Here is a 13794-nt window from a genome sequence, read left to right on the forward strand (position 1 = left end):
TGAGGAGAATGAATGGATATCACCTGGCAAGACAAGAGCCGTTCCGCTACGCCAACGGATCGGCCTGCTTCCGGTTCGGCATCGACGACCGACCAGGGCCACGCTTACATCGCCGTCGCCGGAAAGGAGGACCGCTACCTGGTCGACAGTCAGGACGCGCTCCGTTCCTTGATCCTGGAGATCAAGGCAGGTGGAGCAGACCACCTTCTCTGAGGGACTGGCCCCAGCCACGACGGCCCGTCCCGGGACACCGGTCGGCTCGGGGTTACAGCGTCTGCTGGAGCCAGAAGCTGATCAGGCTGGCGACGGCCAGTCCGGCTCCGTACGCGAGGCCGCGGATGAAGTGCCCTGCCGCTGCGCGGTGCTGGGGCCGGATCCACGGGCCACGCCGGGAAGGGCGCCGTTGATCATCTGACGGTGCAGGCGGAACGGTCACGGTGCGGATCCCCTTTTACGGACACAGGTGAAGGGAGCCTCCGAGATGGGGTGGTGCCCGGGGGAGGCCCCCTTCGGGGGTGGGTGGGGTCAGTGACTGGTGAGTTCGCGCAGGCGGTCCGCGAGGCGGCGGTCGGGCCGGCCCAGCAGACCGTCGTCGTACAGGTCGGCCAGGCGGTCGACCTCTTCCAGCAGGCCGCCGATGGGGACCGCCCGGTGGGCGCCGGTACGGGCGCTGTAGCCGGCGAACTGCTCCAGCACCTCGATCAGCTTCGTCAGCTCGATCGCGTTGAGGTCGTCGCCCTCCGAGTCGGTCAGGGCATCCCCGACTCGCTCCCACCAGAGCTCGGCTTCCCGCAGTTCACCGCTGATGAGGTGCTGGAGGTGCAGGCAGTAGGCGGCTGCGCCATGGCCGGCGCCTGCGGCGAACTGCCACCAGAAACGGGCGCTCTCGGGATGGTCGGCGAGATGGAGGGAGCAGGCGAAGACGTGGATCCCGTCGATGTCGAGATCATCCGTCCACCCCTCGAAGACGGTGCAGGGGGTGCCGATGACGTCGGTGAGGTCTTTCATGTGCGAGGCTGCACCGGCCTGGGTGACGCCCCAGACGGTGACGGCCTCCAGTCGGCGCCGCGCCGACGTGCTCTCCGGCCGCTCCGCGGCCGGGGGCGGCAGATATCCGGCGTCCTGAGCCAGGCGACGCAGGCCGGCAGCCACGTCGAAGGACCGGCGGGGTTCGCATGTGGAGGCACCTGCCAGACGTTCTTCCCATGTGTTCACGCGTTGTCCTCCCGCTGGCACTTCAGGATCTTCTGATAGATCGGGGACAGCCGCTCCCGGGCCCTACGGCAGTGGTAGTCGACGGTGCTGGGCGTGACCCCCATGTACCAGCTGATGTGCCGCGTGTCGTGGCCACCGATGTAGCGCAGGACCATGACGTCGAACTGGCGTGGCGGGAGAGCGCCGAGCGCCTCGTACAGGCCGCTGCCGCTGTCCAGAGCCGCCATCTGCTCGCGCAGGGACAGGAGCTCTTCCGATATGACGGTGCGCCGCACGATCGCCCAGACCTCTTGGTCCAGGTTCTCGCTCTGCTCCCGCAGCCTGTCCCAGAGGTTCAGAATCTCCAGGAAAGCGCGGTGGACCGCCCGTTCCGCTGCGTCGTTCGTCCCCAGAACGGCCAGGGCCAGATCGTGGAAAGCCTCCTGATGCAGGATGTAGAGCGCCTCGAACTCCACGGGCAGCGGGAGGGGGGCTTCTTCAGCCACAGGCATGCGGCCGTCCTCGCCGACTTCTTCGGTCATCGGTCCTCTTCATGAGGTTCAGTGGATGGCGCGGAGGTGCGCCGGGCGTGAACTACTCAACCGTCCGTGAGCCCCGAACACGCATGCGCCAGTCGGTGAGTTTCACGTTCAGAGATCAACGAAATGCCCAGAGTGACGATCGTTGTACCGTGCAGCATGGACTGACCAGCAACGTTCGATCACCCAACGTGACATGGCGCTGACATGCGAACGCTTCCAAGTGATGGAGGTCACACAGGGGCACGGTTTGCTCGCGCGCAGGGCAGAGCCACGTACGGGTGGACTATGGCAATTCCCGACCCGCGCGCGGGATTTGCGGGTAAAAGCTGTCGCACTCGGCGCGGCGTGCGCTCGAAAGCCTCTCGTGGGCCGTTTGTAGCGAGGCGGGCAGAACGGCGCTCTAGGTGACGCCGGCAAGTCTGGGAACCTGCCGGGTGCTCAGGTCGCTGGGTGCCCGCGGGTCGAGGCCGGACCAGTCGGCGGCTGAGCTGAACGGTCACGGCGAGGGCTGGGCGCTCGTCGGCCGGCCCGAGTGGGGCGCGCGGGCGGTGCTCGCGCCGCTTGCCTCAGCTCCGCATCCACCCGGCGGGAGGAAGCCACGCACGGGCCGGGCCCCGCGCTGGGTGACCTCGGTCTCGTCCTTGCCTACCTGGAAACTCCTTAAACCCCATGTGTCTCATTCGCAACTCACGCCGAGCAGGATCTCACCAATCACAAGGCGCTATTGCGGCCCCTTCTTCACGTCCCGTACTTTCGGAGGTTCATTCGGCCGGGGGGAGAGTCACTTGACGCCTGATCCGCACGAGGATTACAGGGAAAAATTTGCCGCGTTCAGCCTGAAAGAGGCGGAGCTGCGGGCGGCTAAGGCGCTTCAGAGGATCGGCTGGCTGATCCTGTTAGGGTCGTTAATCCTGACGGGGATACTCGGGTACACCGTCATCGTCGGCCTATGGAAGGCGAATGATGGAGTCACCCGGTGGCTCTCCATGATCATCGTGAACGCGTTATTGATTGCGTGCGCGTGGTGGCTGTACAGCAATCACAAAACTCTTGCCGAAAAGACGAGTGCTTTCCGTGACGCACTGCAGAAGCGCCAGACGGCGGCTGCTCAGCTCCCCCTCGACACAACCTCGGGCCTGCGCGTCTACCGAGAGGCATCGCTCGATGTCATCGCCTCCTACCGGGCCCAGGCGAGCCGCAACAGGCGCGTGCACAACGCATTCCAGCTCGTCATTATCACCGGATCAATCGTGGTGTCCACCCTCACGGCGATGAATGAAGGATCCAACGCAGTCCTGTCAATCGTCACCTCATCCTTGAGTGCGCTGGTCGGAATCTCCGCCGGAGTCACCGGATACTTCAAGTTCCGGGAGCGCGGCACCACCTCCCAGTCGACAGCAGACGACATCGAGAAGAACTACAACGCCAGCGGGTTCCAGCTTGGTGACTACGCGGAAATGGAGGAAATCCCTCGGCTCATCCTCTACGCCGGAACGGTCGAAAGGATCAAAGAAGAACAGCGTAAGCGCGAGATCCAGCTGGAGCAGAGCACCTCACGCGACGAGCGCTCAGCGCAATGAGCGGCGGAGGAAAAGACGCCGAACGCTCTCGCCCCCGGGAGCGGGCTGTATCGCTGACCACGGTCCGCTGGCTGCTGGCACCGCGCTGGCAGTGGCGCACCCGCCGACTGCGGGCCGCCCACGGACCCACTCTTTCCTACGAAGTCGCCTGGAGCCTGGTCGCGCTCGCCGACGACGTGGACAACCTGCCCTACGTGCGGCGCCGCACCCACCCTGTGCCCAGCGTGCCGCCAGGGGTGATGGTCGATGTGTGGGCGCAGCTCCACCCGGCGGAACAGCAACGGCGCCGGGCCTGGCTGGCCCGTCACCGCCGGACCCCACTGCACGCGCTCGGGGTCCCAGAGGAAGTGATCGAGCTGGCGGGACTGCACGTCGTCGAATGGGCGCTCCCGCCGGACGTGCCATCGATCTCGCTGGTTGTCCAGCAGCGGTCCTGGCCGAGAAGAACCGACTGACTACGTTCCTTCAGCCCGCTGCGGCGAGTTCGCGCTCGTTCGCCACCCCACCTTCTGACACGCGTGGGGGGCCGTAGTACATGGTCGTCACTCATTCGGCCGATGGTCGTTTCAGATGTGGATCAGCACTCTGATGCGAAGGAGCCCTGGTGGGCCTGTCGTTTGTGATCGAGAAGCTCGAGTTCCAGCGTGGCGACGTGTGGCAAGTCCGCTACATCAAGGGCCTGGTGGCCTTCCTCGTGGGCCACTCCGGGGCGGGCAAGTCCACCGCCCTGGAAGCGCTGCTCTACCCGCTGGGCCTGACCACGGCAACAATCATGCCGGAGGTCAGCGCCTGTCAGCAGATCCGGCTCACCTTCCGCGTCGCCGGCACCCGGTGGCAGGTCACCCGCAGCGGCTCCAACCCACGCGCCCGGGTGTCGGTGAAAAACCTCGACGACGACACCGAGCCCGAGCGCTCGCTGCCCGTGAAGAACGCGAAGGCCGGCGAGGAGACAGCCAGTGCCTTCGTCCAGGACCTCCTGGGCCTCCCGCAGGCGGCCCGGGGCGCTACACGCCTCGACCTGGACGACTACTACAACACCGTCCTGGCCCTGCGTCAGCACACGATCGCTTCCGCCTTCCTGGGCGGGGCCAAGGACGAGGTGCGCATCCTCGTCCTGGAGGCGATCCTCGGGCTGTGGGACGCAGACCTCGCCAGCCTGGAGAAGAACGCGACCGAGACCGCGTCCCGCTTCAACAAGGCCAAGGCAGACCTGTCGGCGTTCAAAAAGCTGAGGGACAAGGGCGGCCTCGCCGACCCGGACCGAGTCCGCTCCGACTACGAGCAGAAGCAGCGTGAGCACGCCGCGGCGGCAAACGCCTGGCAGAAGGCCGACACGGCGTTGAAGAGCGCGGTCGGGGAGCACGGTCGGCTCATCGCGCTGCACAAGGCGGCCAACGCCGATCGCAAGACGACCGCCAAGCAGGCCACCATCGCGCACGAGAAGCTACAAGGAGCGACCGCCGAGCATGCCCGTGCCGAAGGCGCCCTCGGCGAGCTGCTCACCCCGCCGTCCGAGGACTGCACCCGATGCGGCCAGCCCCTTCCAGAACGGGGACCGGACCTGTGCCGACAGTGCGGGCAAGCCTGCCAGGACGCCACCGATCAGCGCGAGCGGAAGATCGCCGCCGCCCGCGCGAAGGTTGAGCGCCTCCGGATGAAGCTGCGTTCCCTGAAGGAAGCCCTGGCCGCCGCCATCGCGACAGCGGAGAAGGCCGAGGACGCGGCCGCGATCGCGCTCAAAGCACGAGACACCTACGACCAGCACGACCTCCAGCCCGTCCGCGTCGCCGCCCAGCAGGCCGAGAAGACGGCTCATGGCCTGAGCCGAGACGTCGCCCGGCTCAAGGAGTGGCTGGAGTCGTCCGACTACATCAACACCCAGCAGAAGATCATCGACGCCGCCAAAGCCGAGATGGAGAAGGCGAAAGCCGCCCGGGACGCCGCCCTCACCGCCCATGAAGTACGCCGCAAGGAGGTCATCGCCCGCTGGACCGAGCTCTTCCTGGCCCGACTCCAGCAGATCAACCCAGACGTCGAGACCGCCTACATCGACCCCACCGACTTCACCACCCGGATCAAGGAACGCGACAACCCCGACAAGACATTCGCCGAGAGCTCCGTCGCCGGCAGCCCCAAGGTCGTCACCAACGTCGCGATGCTGCTGTCCCTGCGCGACCTCGGCCGCGCCGACCCCGCCGTCCGCGTACCCCCTCTGATGATCATCGACTCACCGCTCGCCGACCTCGGAGCTGTGGACCAGGCCACCGGACTCCGGCTGATCGACACCCTCATCGACATCGCCGGCGACCCCTCCTCCGACGGATACGCCTGCCAGGTCATCGCCGCCATCAACGACCCGCTCCCCCACCCCTACACAGGAGTCCGCGAGATCCCCGTCGACACCGACAACCGGTTCTTCGACCACGCCCCACGCTGCGCCTGAACACCAAGCTTGTCTGCGTGCCCCTGCGCCAGCACGGGCAGGCAGAGTTCCCCCGCTGTACCCGGTTGGGAGCTGGCTGATCATCCCGCTGACAGGTCCTCGAACTCCGTGGCAGGGTGCGGTGATCGGATCGGCGGAAGTTAGGGGGCTCCCGTGGAAGCACGGATGTGGAACGGACTGGTCGGCGTCGCGAAGGAGACGTACACCGCGTCGCTGAGCAAGGGAGTCGTGCCGCGCCCGCTGATGATGCCGCTGGTGCGCGGCCAGCTGGTCGGGCTGATCTGGGTCCGCCCGCTCAAGGCCGGCCAGGACGCGCTCGCCGGGATCGCCGAACTCGCGAACATCGCCGCGGCGGCCGGCGCGGACGAGGTGGTCCTCGCGTGGGAGACACACGACGTCGCCACCGCCTGCGAGCTGCCGATCGTCGGCCCGGCGCCGTGCCTGAACATGGTGCTCGCCACCCCGGCCGGGCATGTGCTGCACCAGTTCCCCTACAGCGAGCAGCTCCTGTCCCGCAACCTCGAGGGCTGGGCGTCAGTCGCACCCGACTGGAGGCCGGCCCACGCGCCGCAGCCCGGTGGCGAACTGGTGCCACCGATCCAGGCCGCGGTGAACTTCTCCTTCACCCCGATCGAGCTGGACCATCCCGACCCGTTCGGCGTCACCGTCGTGCTGATGGAAGAGGACGGCTACCGCATCAGCCTGACCGAAGCGTTCGCCCGCTGAGCCTGAGCAGACGAGAGGACCGAAGCTGTGGCCCGCAGTCTTGATGACGATGCGCCCCGCCGACTCAGCGACGCCGACGACCATCTGAGTGCCGAACAACGGCAGGCCGAAGCCGATGAACACTCCTCGCTGCGCAAGCTGCGGCACGACGTGAGGCAGACGGAGCGGGATCTGGCGCGACGCAGGAGAAGGATCCGCACGGTGGGCGTCGCCCTGGCCGTGGCCGGCGGTGCGGTCCTCGCGGGCCTGCTGTGGACCGTGCTGACCTGGGGCTCCCCCTCCCGGTTCCTCCGGGTGGACATCACCTGCGGAGTGGTGGCGCTGGTCTCCGGCGCGGCCGCCTGGATTGCCGCGCCTCCCCGCGGCCAGCTGAGTCTGGCGAAGCTGGAGGACATGCTCGCGACGAACCGCGAGGCCCTCCGCTTCCTCAGCGCGCTCATCCACCCGACGCTGAAGGAGCGGCGCAGCCTCTACCGAGAAGACGTGGCCGGGGTGATCGAGCAGCACCGGACGGACAGCCGCAGATACCGGTTCATCCACAACACGCTGCAGAACGTCATCATGATCGGGGCTGCGTCCACGACCACCGTCGCCGCCCTGGACACCCGCAACCAGTTCACCTGGCAGAACATCACGATCGTCGTCATCGGCTTCACCGTCACGCTGGCAGCCGCCTTCAACGGCTACTACAAGTACCGCGAGCGCAGCTACTTCCTGCTCCAGACCGCCGACGCCATCGAGGAAGAGGCCAACGCCTTCACCCTTGGCGTCGGCCCCTACAGCGACTTCGACGCCGCCCAGGAGCAGCAGGCACTCAAGCTGTTCACCCAGCGCGTCGAAGACCACCGCAACGAGCAGCGGCGCCGCCAACAGCAGCTGGATCAGCCTGCCGACCAGGCCCTCCCCTCCAGCCAGCCGCCAGCATGAGAAAGGCCCCGCTGAGTCGGCTTGGAAGAGTTGCTGAGTAGATGGCCGGAACCTCTCCTGCGCGCGAAGGACAGTGATGGGATGGTCGCTCCTCGTGACTTGGGGGGATCTCGTGGCCAGCACACCGCGGCGCAGTTATAGCAACGCAACGATCGCAGGACTGATGACACTCGCCCGAGGCGGGTGCTACTGGCCCGACTGTGGCGTGCCGACTATTCGAATGATCAACGGTGTACCCCGTCTGAACCTGGAGATCGCACATATTCGGGCGTTCGAGGAAGGAGGTAAGCGCTACGACCCGGACTGGTCAGTCGGCGAGCGCAACAGCTTCGCCAACCTCATCCTGCTCTGCCACCCGCATCATTCCGAGATCGATGGGACGAACAGCGAGCAGTACACGGTGGAGCTGTTGGAGCGCTGGAAGCACGAGCGCGAAGCCGACGGACTCAGCGCCCTGGCAGGGCTGAGCGACCTGACCGAAGATCGACTCGGAGAAATGATCAGTGGAGCGCAAACGGCACTGGTCTCCCGCCTCGAGCCGGCCTTGGACGAATTTGCGAAGACAGCTCCCGAGCTTGCGGCGTTGCTGAAGGTCACCCTCGAAGAGCTTGCCAACCCTCGCATCCATGGGTTCGGGCTCTCCGCAGACGAGATCAACTCGCTGAGCCGCTCCTCTGACCAACTCGCTCACCTGCAGGACACTGCCTTCCTGCTGGTTGATGCGTCGCAGAGGCTGGCACACCTACAGGACACGGCGAGCACGCTGGCCGACGCCGCCAGCGACCTCGTAGGGCTGTCTGACGACGCGTCGACGTTGCATCAGGCGGCAGCCAAGGCCGAGCGAGCAGCAAACCGACTGATGGACAGCCTTGGGGGGCTTCCTGACAGCACTCGGCTCCTTCAAGCAGCTGCAGACAAAGCAGCACGAGCTGCGGAAAGTATGGGGAACGGCTACTGAGCTTCCAGCGCCGATCACACGGCCTCGCCTACATCGTCATGGCGTCGGCTCATGCCACTTCACCGGCTGCCTGCGGAGCACGTGAGAGCTCGAGGACGGCACGCTCGGCACAGGCCCGGCCCACGAGCTGCGGGTAGCTCGTACGGGCGATCCGCTTCCCGGACCGCCGTGTTCTGCCCTTCACCGTCCGGGCCAGGGAGTACATGTGGGCCGTGCACCGTGACCCCAACGCCGTCCTGATGGAGACCTTCGCCGAGACTTTCGGTGAGCAGCCCGACGACTGGCCTGACGGCGTCCTGCTGTCCATCCCCTACTTCGGCATTGTCCTGGCGTGCCTGGGGGACGAGAACATGGATGACGACGAGGCGGTCGACTTCCTGCGCCGCGCGGAGGCAGCCCTCCTGGACGACACCCCCGCGCTCTTCCCGCCGACGGCGTACAGCGATCGGCTCGCCGCGAACCTGCCGTCCTGGTGGTCTGCGCACTGCGACCGCTCTCCGCGCCGGCTGTCGGCATGGACCGCCCTGACGGGAGCTCACCGGCTGCTGAACGGCGACGAACGAGACGTCTTTCGCTTGTGCATCGCGGCAGCGCTCAGGGCGTGTGAACTCATCGAGGAGCGCCACATCCGCGCCAACGTTCAGGCATTCTCCGCACGGGTGGCCCAGTTGAGCGCGACCGGCAGGTAAGGACTGCGGCGACTCCCAGCGTGGTTGATCACGCCACCTCACCGGTCACCTGCCGGGGTGAAGCCCCGAGGGCATGATGGCCCCGGCACGTTCGGCGCGGGCCCGGTGCAGCGCGGCGGCCTCCGTCGCCGCGGCCTGGCGGCGCCGCTGCGCCCGGACCTGCTCGATCGGGGCCGGCGCATCGCCCGGGACGACGTCGGTCTCGGGGAACGCACTGCGGGACAGCTCGCGCATCGCCCTTGTCTGCTTCTCCACCGCATCCGCGATGCCCGGGTCCATCTGGCGCGGTGCGGCGGCCTCCTGGTGCGCAGCGAGCGCGCGGCGGTAGCCCCTCGGACGCCATCTCCCTGGTCGTCACCGGGCCGGTGGGCGTGGCCGGGGCCGGGTCTGCCGGGGCCACGTCGGAAGCTGAAGCAGAAACGGTCGCGGCGCCGGGCGGCAGGATCCGCAGGGAGTTCACGACGGTGCGGCCCGCCGCCTTGTTGGCGGCCGCGATGACGCGGGTCTGCTCCAGGCGGGCCTTCGTCGCCCAGGCCGACGACTCCGGGCACACGGTGAGCCGGCCGGAGTCCGGGTCGTACGCCACGGCAGCGACGTGTCCAGCGAAGCGAGGTCGGGGGCGATGGCCGCCCACCGCTCCCGCAGCGTCGCGCCGGCGGCCGGGAGCTCCCAGGCCCGCTCGGTGACCAGCGCGCCGATGGCGGCTCCGAGGCCCATCGGCTCGCGTCCGTCGCGCCGCACCGACGTACTGGTCCGCGGCTTCTTCTTCGTCTTCTGACCTGCGCCGTTCTTCCGGGCCTGCTCCATCGCGGCCCGCAGCGCGACCCCGGGCCAGGTTAACGCCGGACACCTCGCCCTCGCTCACGCCTGCCCCCAGGTGGTGTAGCCGAGGTCCAGGTGCCCGAGGCGGGAAAGGTGCTGTGCCTGGTCGACCAGGCGATTGCTGAACAGCCGCCTCGCTGACGGCTCGCCGTAGCGGTCGATGTGGTCGAACACCACCTGGTGGTCCTTCAGCGCCCGCACCCGCCAGTCGCGCACCTGGTCGGGGGTCAGGTCCTCGAGGACCAGCTCCTGGTCGTCGGTGTCGGCGCCGACCTCCGGCTGCGGCTCCGGGTCGAGGACGGCCGGACGCGGCGCGGGCAGCACGACCGGAGCCACCGGCGCGGCCGGGACGCCGTCGGCCAGCTGCGCGGCCGCGGCTTCGGCGCGATGGGTCTTGGCGGCGGCCTTCCGGGCGCGGACCTGCTCCCACTCGTGCTCGCGGGTCCACCCCTGGGCGGTCACCCGCTCGTGCAGCTGCCGGTCGGCGGCCGCGCGGCGCTCGTCCTCGGAGGCCCCAGGCATCGCGGCGTCCACTGCGACCGCGACCGCGTGGCGCTGGGCACGGCGGTCGGCCTGCCGGTCCTCGCAGCGCGGGCAGACCCGGCCGGAGTCGAGCAGCACCCGGTCATCGCACCGGGCGTCGCCGCACTGCTGCCGCTGGGGCAGGCCCCGGGCCAGCAGCCAGCCGACCGGTTCGGTGATCGGACCCTGGGTGCGCAGCTGCTCGTCCAAGCGCCGTGCGAGCCGGTCGGCGAGCACCTGCGGGGCGTCCGTACGGCCCGCGAAGCCCTCCACCCGCTTGAGTTCGCTGCGGGCGGCGGCCTCCACCAGGCGACGGGCGGCCGCACGGTCCAGCCGTACCCAGACCAGGTCGACCGGGGCCAGGACGGCCCGCAGAATCTCCGGCGGCAGAGGCACCCTCCCCCGCTGCTGCCTGCCCTGACCCGCACCGTCCACGACCCGCACCGGGCCGCCGGCCACCGGCCCGCGGTCGGGCTTCTCGCTGCTGATCGACGGGGACTTCTTCGGCTTCTCCCCGCGGAGCGGGCCGCCGTCCTCGCGCACACACGCGCGGTCCGGCAGACCGTGGTTCCCACCACGGCCTTCGCCGGAAAAACCACCAGAGAGCGAGAGAGACCCACCGGGAGTAACCACAGAGGCGTGAGAGGCGTGAAGGTGTGCAGCATCGGCGCGGTCTGCCGAATCGCCCTCCAGGCCCTCCGCGGCGCCCTGAACCCCAGTAACCACAGGGGTCACAGTCTCCACCGCTGCCTCAAGATCACCGGATGCAGTATCGGCGAGGTCTGAAAACACGGCGTCGGCGGCCTCCCGGGCCTCCCGGACGGCGATCCCGTGCGCCTTGGCGACCGGCAGCAGCCGGACCCGGCTGCGCGCGTTCAGCCCTGACGCCGTCTCGCGCCGGTCGACCGACAGCACGTCCTGCTCCTGGAGCCGGGAGAGCAGCTTCGCCCCGCCCGCCGGCGAGCAGCCCAGCAGCCGGGCAGCCGTCGCCGCCGGACGGCCCCGCTCGCTGTCCACGCTGCCCGAGCACAGCTGCAGCCAGCCCTTCGAGTTCGAGGACAGCACCATCAGCAGCAGCCCGAGCCGGTCCGTCGCCGCCCCGCGCCCCGTACGGTCCGCGAGCATCCCGGGCGGGGTCACCCGGCCGTCCTTGTGAGCCCAGCCCGGTGCGAACAGCGCCTCGATCAGCTTCAGGAGCACGATCAGCTCCACCCGCGACAGCGCCAGGACGTGCCGACGGTCACCGCCGTGCTGCGCCCGGTACATCGGGATCACCCAGCACTCCAGGCCCGTCACCCGCCCGGCCGCGCTGACTGTCTCGTTCGAGCCGAGCACGCCACGGTCACGCAGCTGCGGAAGGACATGATGCGCGATCCGCGACGGCTTCAGCCCGACCCACCGACCGAGGTCCGTCGTGGTGATCGTCGCGCGGTAGTTCGTCGCCACCTTGGCCTTCGCCATCAGCACGACGGCCGCCAGACGCACCGGGTCGTCCGCGCCCTTCAAGCCGGGGTCCGACAGCAGCGCGCGCACCGCCGCGAGCAGCCGGGCGCGCATCGTCTCGGTCAGCTGGAGCGGGTTGCCCACCTCCAGCCGCGCGACCGGACTGGCCTGTGCCGGGACCGACCGCAGCCGACTACGGGTCCCGCCCCGCGGACCGTCGACCGAGTTGCCGAAGATCTCCCGCACGTCGTGGTCCAGGACGGCGGCCGAAGCTGCCCCCGCGCTCACGGAGCCACAGCCGTGATCGAGCCGCCCGCAGACCTGGCGGCAACGGTGTGACAGTCAAGGGGTGTGATGTATGTCACGTTCCCGCGAGGGGGGACACCACCATCTGCGGCGAATCCCCCCGAGGGGGCATCCCCCACCCCGTGGTCAAGCTGACAGAACGCCTGGACCTCGTGCACTATGGCGATAACCGCCTTCCATATAGATCAACAAGGGCCGACCCCCTCACGGGGACCGGTTCGTGGACGGGCGGGGCGCCCCCTCCGTGAGGAGCGGGCGACCGGACGAAGAACCAGAGGCGAGTCCTCTCTCCTTTGCGTGATTCGAACGGACGTTCCAAAGGCCCCTGCCAGGGCTGCTGGAACGGATTGGCCGAAGCCCCCTGCCAGGGGCGACTGCCGGTGTTGCTGGTCCTTGCGGACCGGTGTTGCTGAGATGAAGAGACCCAGCTCAAGAGCTGGAGCCCAGGACCGGTGTCAACCGGGACTGAGCAGCCGAACTGAGGTGTCACGCCCAGTCGGTGCGAAGGGCCGCGCTGGCCGAAGCGGATTGTCAGTCCGCAAGGTGGCCGCGCGGCCGGTGGCGGCTACGTCACCCCGACCCCCTTGAATCCGAGGCTGGCGTCGGCGTGCCCTCATCCGCTTTCGCGGCCTCGGGGAAGCGCGCGGCGAGACCCTTGAGGAGGCGCAGGTAGTTCTCGCGGTGCGGGCGTCGAGGGCTGGTCTGACCCAGTTCCCAGCGGGTGACAGCGACCCTCTTCACGCCCACGGCGTCCGCGACGTCCTGCTGAGTGAGGCCGGCCGCCAGGCGCAGCTTCGCGCGCACCTGCGGAGACGGCAGAGCCTCGGGTAGGCCGTTCAGCAGAGCGTCCACCCGCTGCGAGCGGTCCGAGTCGGACATAGCCACGCCTTCCATGATCGTTGTAACTACGAAAGATACACGATCTGATCTCCGCTTGGGGAAAGCGATCAGTACGAACTGCCTCTTCGGCACCCGATAGGGTCCGTGCCCGTGGCCCGCACCGTGTTCTTCGACCTGGACGGCACGCTGGCCGACCGTCAGTCGGCGCTCAGCGATGCCGTGTCCGGCCTGTCCCGCTCCCGCGCGCTTCCCCTCGATGCCGAGCAGTGGCTGCGCATCGAGCTGGCCGACCGCGCGACCGCCGGTGACTTCGCTCGGCTGCGGGACGCCTTCGACCTGGAGGCATCGGCCGCGGACTTGTGGCAGGAGTACGTCGACCTCATGTCGACCGCCGTCACCTGCCGCCCCGAGGTCCTCGAGGGCCTGGCCCGCCTGCGCGCGGCCGCCTGGACGATCGGCATCATCACCAATGGGGCCAGCGACATCCAACGCGCCAAACTTGCCAGGACCGGCCTCGCCTCCCTGGCCGACGGCGTCGCCGTCTCGGGCGACCTGGAGATCCGCAAGCCGGACCTGGAGCTCTTTGAGCTCGCGGCGTCCCGGTGCGGCGTCAACCTCGCGGACGGCGGTTGGATGATCGGCGACAACCCGGCCGGAGACATCGGCGGCGGACACCAGGCCGGCCTGCGCACCATCTGGCTCCGCGGCCGACCCTGGCCTGACGACCTCCCCCGTGCGCACCACGTCGTCGACGACGTCACCGACGCCATCACCATCCTGCTCAACGAGACGGAGTAGCACC

General features: G+C 68.6%; 14 protein-coding genes and 2 pseudogenes. 10 read left to right on the plus strand and 6 right to left on the minus strand.

Annotation, left to right across the window (positions count from 1 at the left end):
- The first annotated feature begins 8 nt into the window (after nt 1-8).
- Nucleotides 9-213, plus strand: a pseudogene (locus ABZ858_RS35115) (hypothetical protein).
- A 312-nt stretch (nt 214-525) separates the two neighbouring features.
- On the opposite strand, the gene ABZ858_RS35120 reads toward ABZ858_RS35115, so the two are convergent.
- Together ABZ858_RS35120 and ABZ858_RS35125 are read right to left on the minus strand one after the other, a co-directional pair.
- Nucleotides 526-1215, minus strand: coding sequence for a hypothetical protein (locus tag ABZ858_RS35120; RefSeq protein WP_361388337.1), 690 nt, complete (start codon nt 1213-1215; stop codon nt 526-528).
- A complete protein-coding gene (locus tag ABZ858_RS35125) occupies nt 1212-1736 on the minus strand; it encodes a sigma-70 family RNA polymerase sigma factor (RefSeq protein ID WP_361388340.1) in 525 nt (174 codons plus the stop codon). The genes ABZ858_RS35120 and ABZ858_RS35125 overlap by 4 nt, the downstream gene beginning before the upstream one ends.
- Before the next feature lie 785 nt (nt 1737-2521).
- Here ABZ858_RS35125 and ABZ858_RS35130 point away from each other — a divergent pair.
- The 7 genes from ABZ858_RS35130 to ABZ858_RS35160 all read left to right on the plus strand — a co-directional run bounded on the left by ABZ858_RS35130 (nt 2522) and on the right by ABZ858_RS35160 (nt 9059).
- Nucleotides 2522-3316 carry a DUF4231 domain-containing protein gene (locus ABZ858_RS35130; protein ID WP_361388343.1) on the plus strand — a complete coding sequence of 265 codons (795 nt, stop codon included), beginning with the start codon at nt 2522-2524 and terminating at the stop codon, nt 3314-3316.
- On the plus strand, nt 3313-3771 hold the full coding sequence (locus ABZ858_RS35135; protein ID WP_361388346.1) for a hypothetical protein: 459 nt from the start codon (nt 3313-3315) through the stop codon (nt 3769-3771). The genes ABZ858_RS35130 and ABZ858_RS35135 overlap by 4 nt, the downstream gene beginning before the upstream one ends.
- 149 nt (nt 3772-3920) lie before the next feature.
- Complete coding sequence (locus ABZ858_RS35140; protein WP_361388349.1) at nt 3921-5759, plus strand: hypothetical protein; 1839 nt, start codon at nt 3921-3923, stop codon at nt 5757-5759.
- A gap of 165 nt (nt 5760-5924) precedes the next feature.
- Nucleotides 5925-6485, plus strand: coding sequence for a hypothetical protein (locus ABZ858_RS35145; protein ID WP_361388501.1), 561 nt, complete (start codon nt 5925-5927; stop codon nt 6483-6485).
- Between the two features lie 27 nt (nt 6486-6512).
- Nucleotides 6513-7412 (plus strand): DUF4231 domain-containing protein, encoded by a 900-nt coding sequence (locus ABZ858_RS35150; protein ID WP_361388352.1) that lies wholly within the window; start codon nt 6513-6515, stop codon nt 7410-7412.
- 220 nt (nt 7413-7632) lie between these two features.
- A complete protein-coding gene (locus ABZ858_RS35155; protein WP_361388355.1) occupies nt 7633-8370 on the plus strand; it encodes an HNH endonuclease signature motif containing protein in 738 nt (245 codons plus the stop codon).
- A gap of 212 nt (nt 8371-8582) precedes the next feature.
- Nucleotides 8583-9059, plus strand: coding sequence for a hypothetical protein (locus ABZ858_RS35160; RefSeq protein ID WP_361388358.1), 477 nt, complete (start codon nt 8583-8585; stop codon nt 9057-9059).
- Between the two features lie 45 nt (nt 9060-9104).
- On the opposite strand, the gene ABZ858_RS35165 is transcribed toward ABZ858_RS35160, so the two are convergent.
- Both ABZ858_RS35165 and ABZ858_RS35170 read right to left on the minus strand, forming a co-directional pair.
- Nucleotides 9105-9314, minus strand: coding sequence for a hypothetical protein (locus ABZ858_RS35165; RefSeq protein WP_361388507.1), 210 nt, complete (start codon nt 9312-9314; stop codon nt 9105-9107).
- A 247-nt stretch (nt 9315-9561) separates the two neighbouring features.
- A pseudogene (locus ABZ858_RS35170) lies at nt 9562-9693 on the minus strand (hypothetical protein); the annotation flags it as partial.
- On the opposite strand from ABZ858_RS35170, the gene ABZ858_RS35175 reads away from it, so the two are divergent.
- Nucleotides 9655-9837, plus strand: coding sequence for a hypothetical protein (locus ABZ858_RS35175; RefSeq protein WP_361388510.1), 183 nt, complete (start codon nt 9655-9657; stop codon nt 9835-9837). The pseudogene ABZ858_RS35170 and the gene ABZ858_RS35175 sit on opposite strands and share 39 nt — an antisense overlap.
- 83 nt (nt 9838-9920) lie before the next feature.
- Here the strand turns inward: ABZ858_RS35175 and ABZ858_RS35180 are convergent, their stop codons facing one another.
- Together ABZ858_RS35180 and ABZ858_RS35185 are read right to left on the minus strand one after the other, a co-directional pair.
- The gene (locus ABZ858_RS35180; RefSeq protein WP_361388361.1) at nt 9921-12134 is read right to left on the minus strand and encodes a hypothetical protein; all 2214 of its coding nucleotides are present in this window, start codon (nt 12132-12134) and stop codon (nt 9921-9923) included.
- A gap of 588 nt (nt 12135-12722) precedes the next feature.
- On the minus strand, nt 12723-13031 hold the full coding sequence (locus ABZ858_RS35185) for a helix-turn-helix transcriptional regulator (protein WP_361388364.1): 309 nt from the start codon (nt 13029-13031) through the stop codon (nt 12723-12725).
- A gap of 111 nt (nt 13032-13142) precedes the next feature.
- Here ABZ858_RS35185 and ABZ858_RS35190 point away from each other — a divergent pair, with 111 nt between their 5' ends.
- A complete protein-coding gene (locus ABZ858_RS35190) occupies nt 13143-13790 on the plus strand; it encodes an HAD family hydrolase (protein ID WP_361388367.1) in 648 nt (215 codons plus the stop codon).
- Nucleotides 13791-13794: the final 4 nt, after the last annotated feature.

The organism is Streptomyces sp. NPDC047017 (assembly GCF_040644175.1).
In the GTDB taxonomy this organism is placed as follows: Bacteria; Actinomycetota; Actinomycetes; order Streptomycetales; family Streptomycetaceae; genus Streptomyces.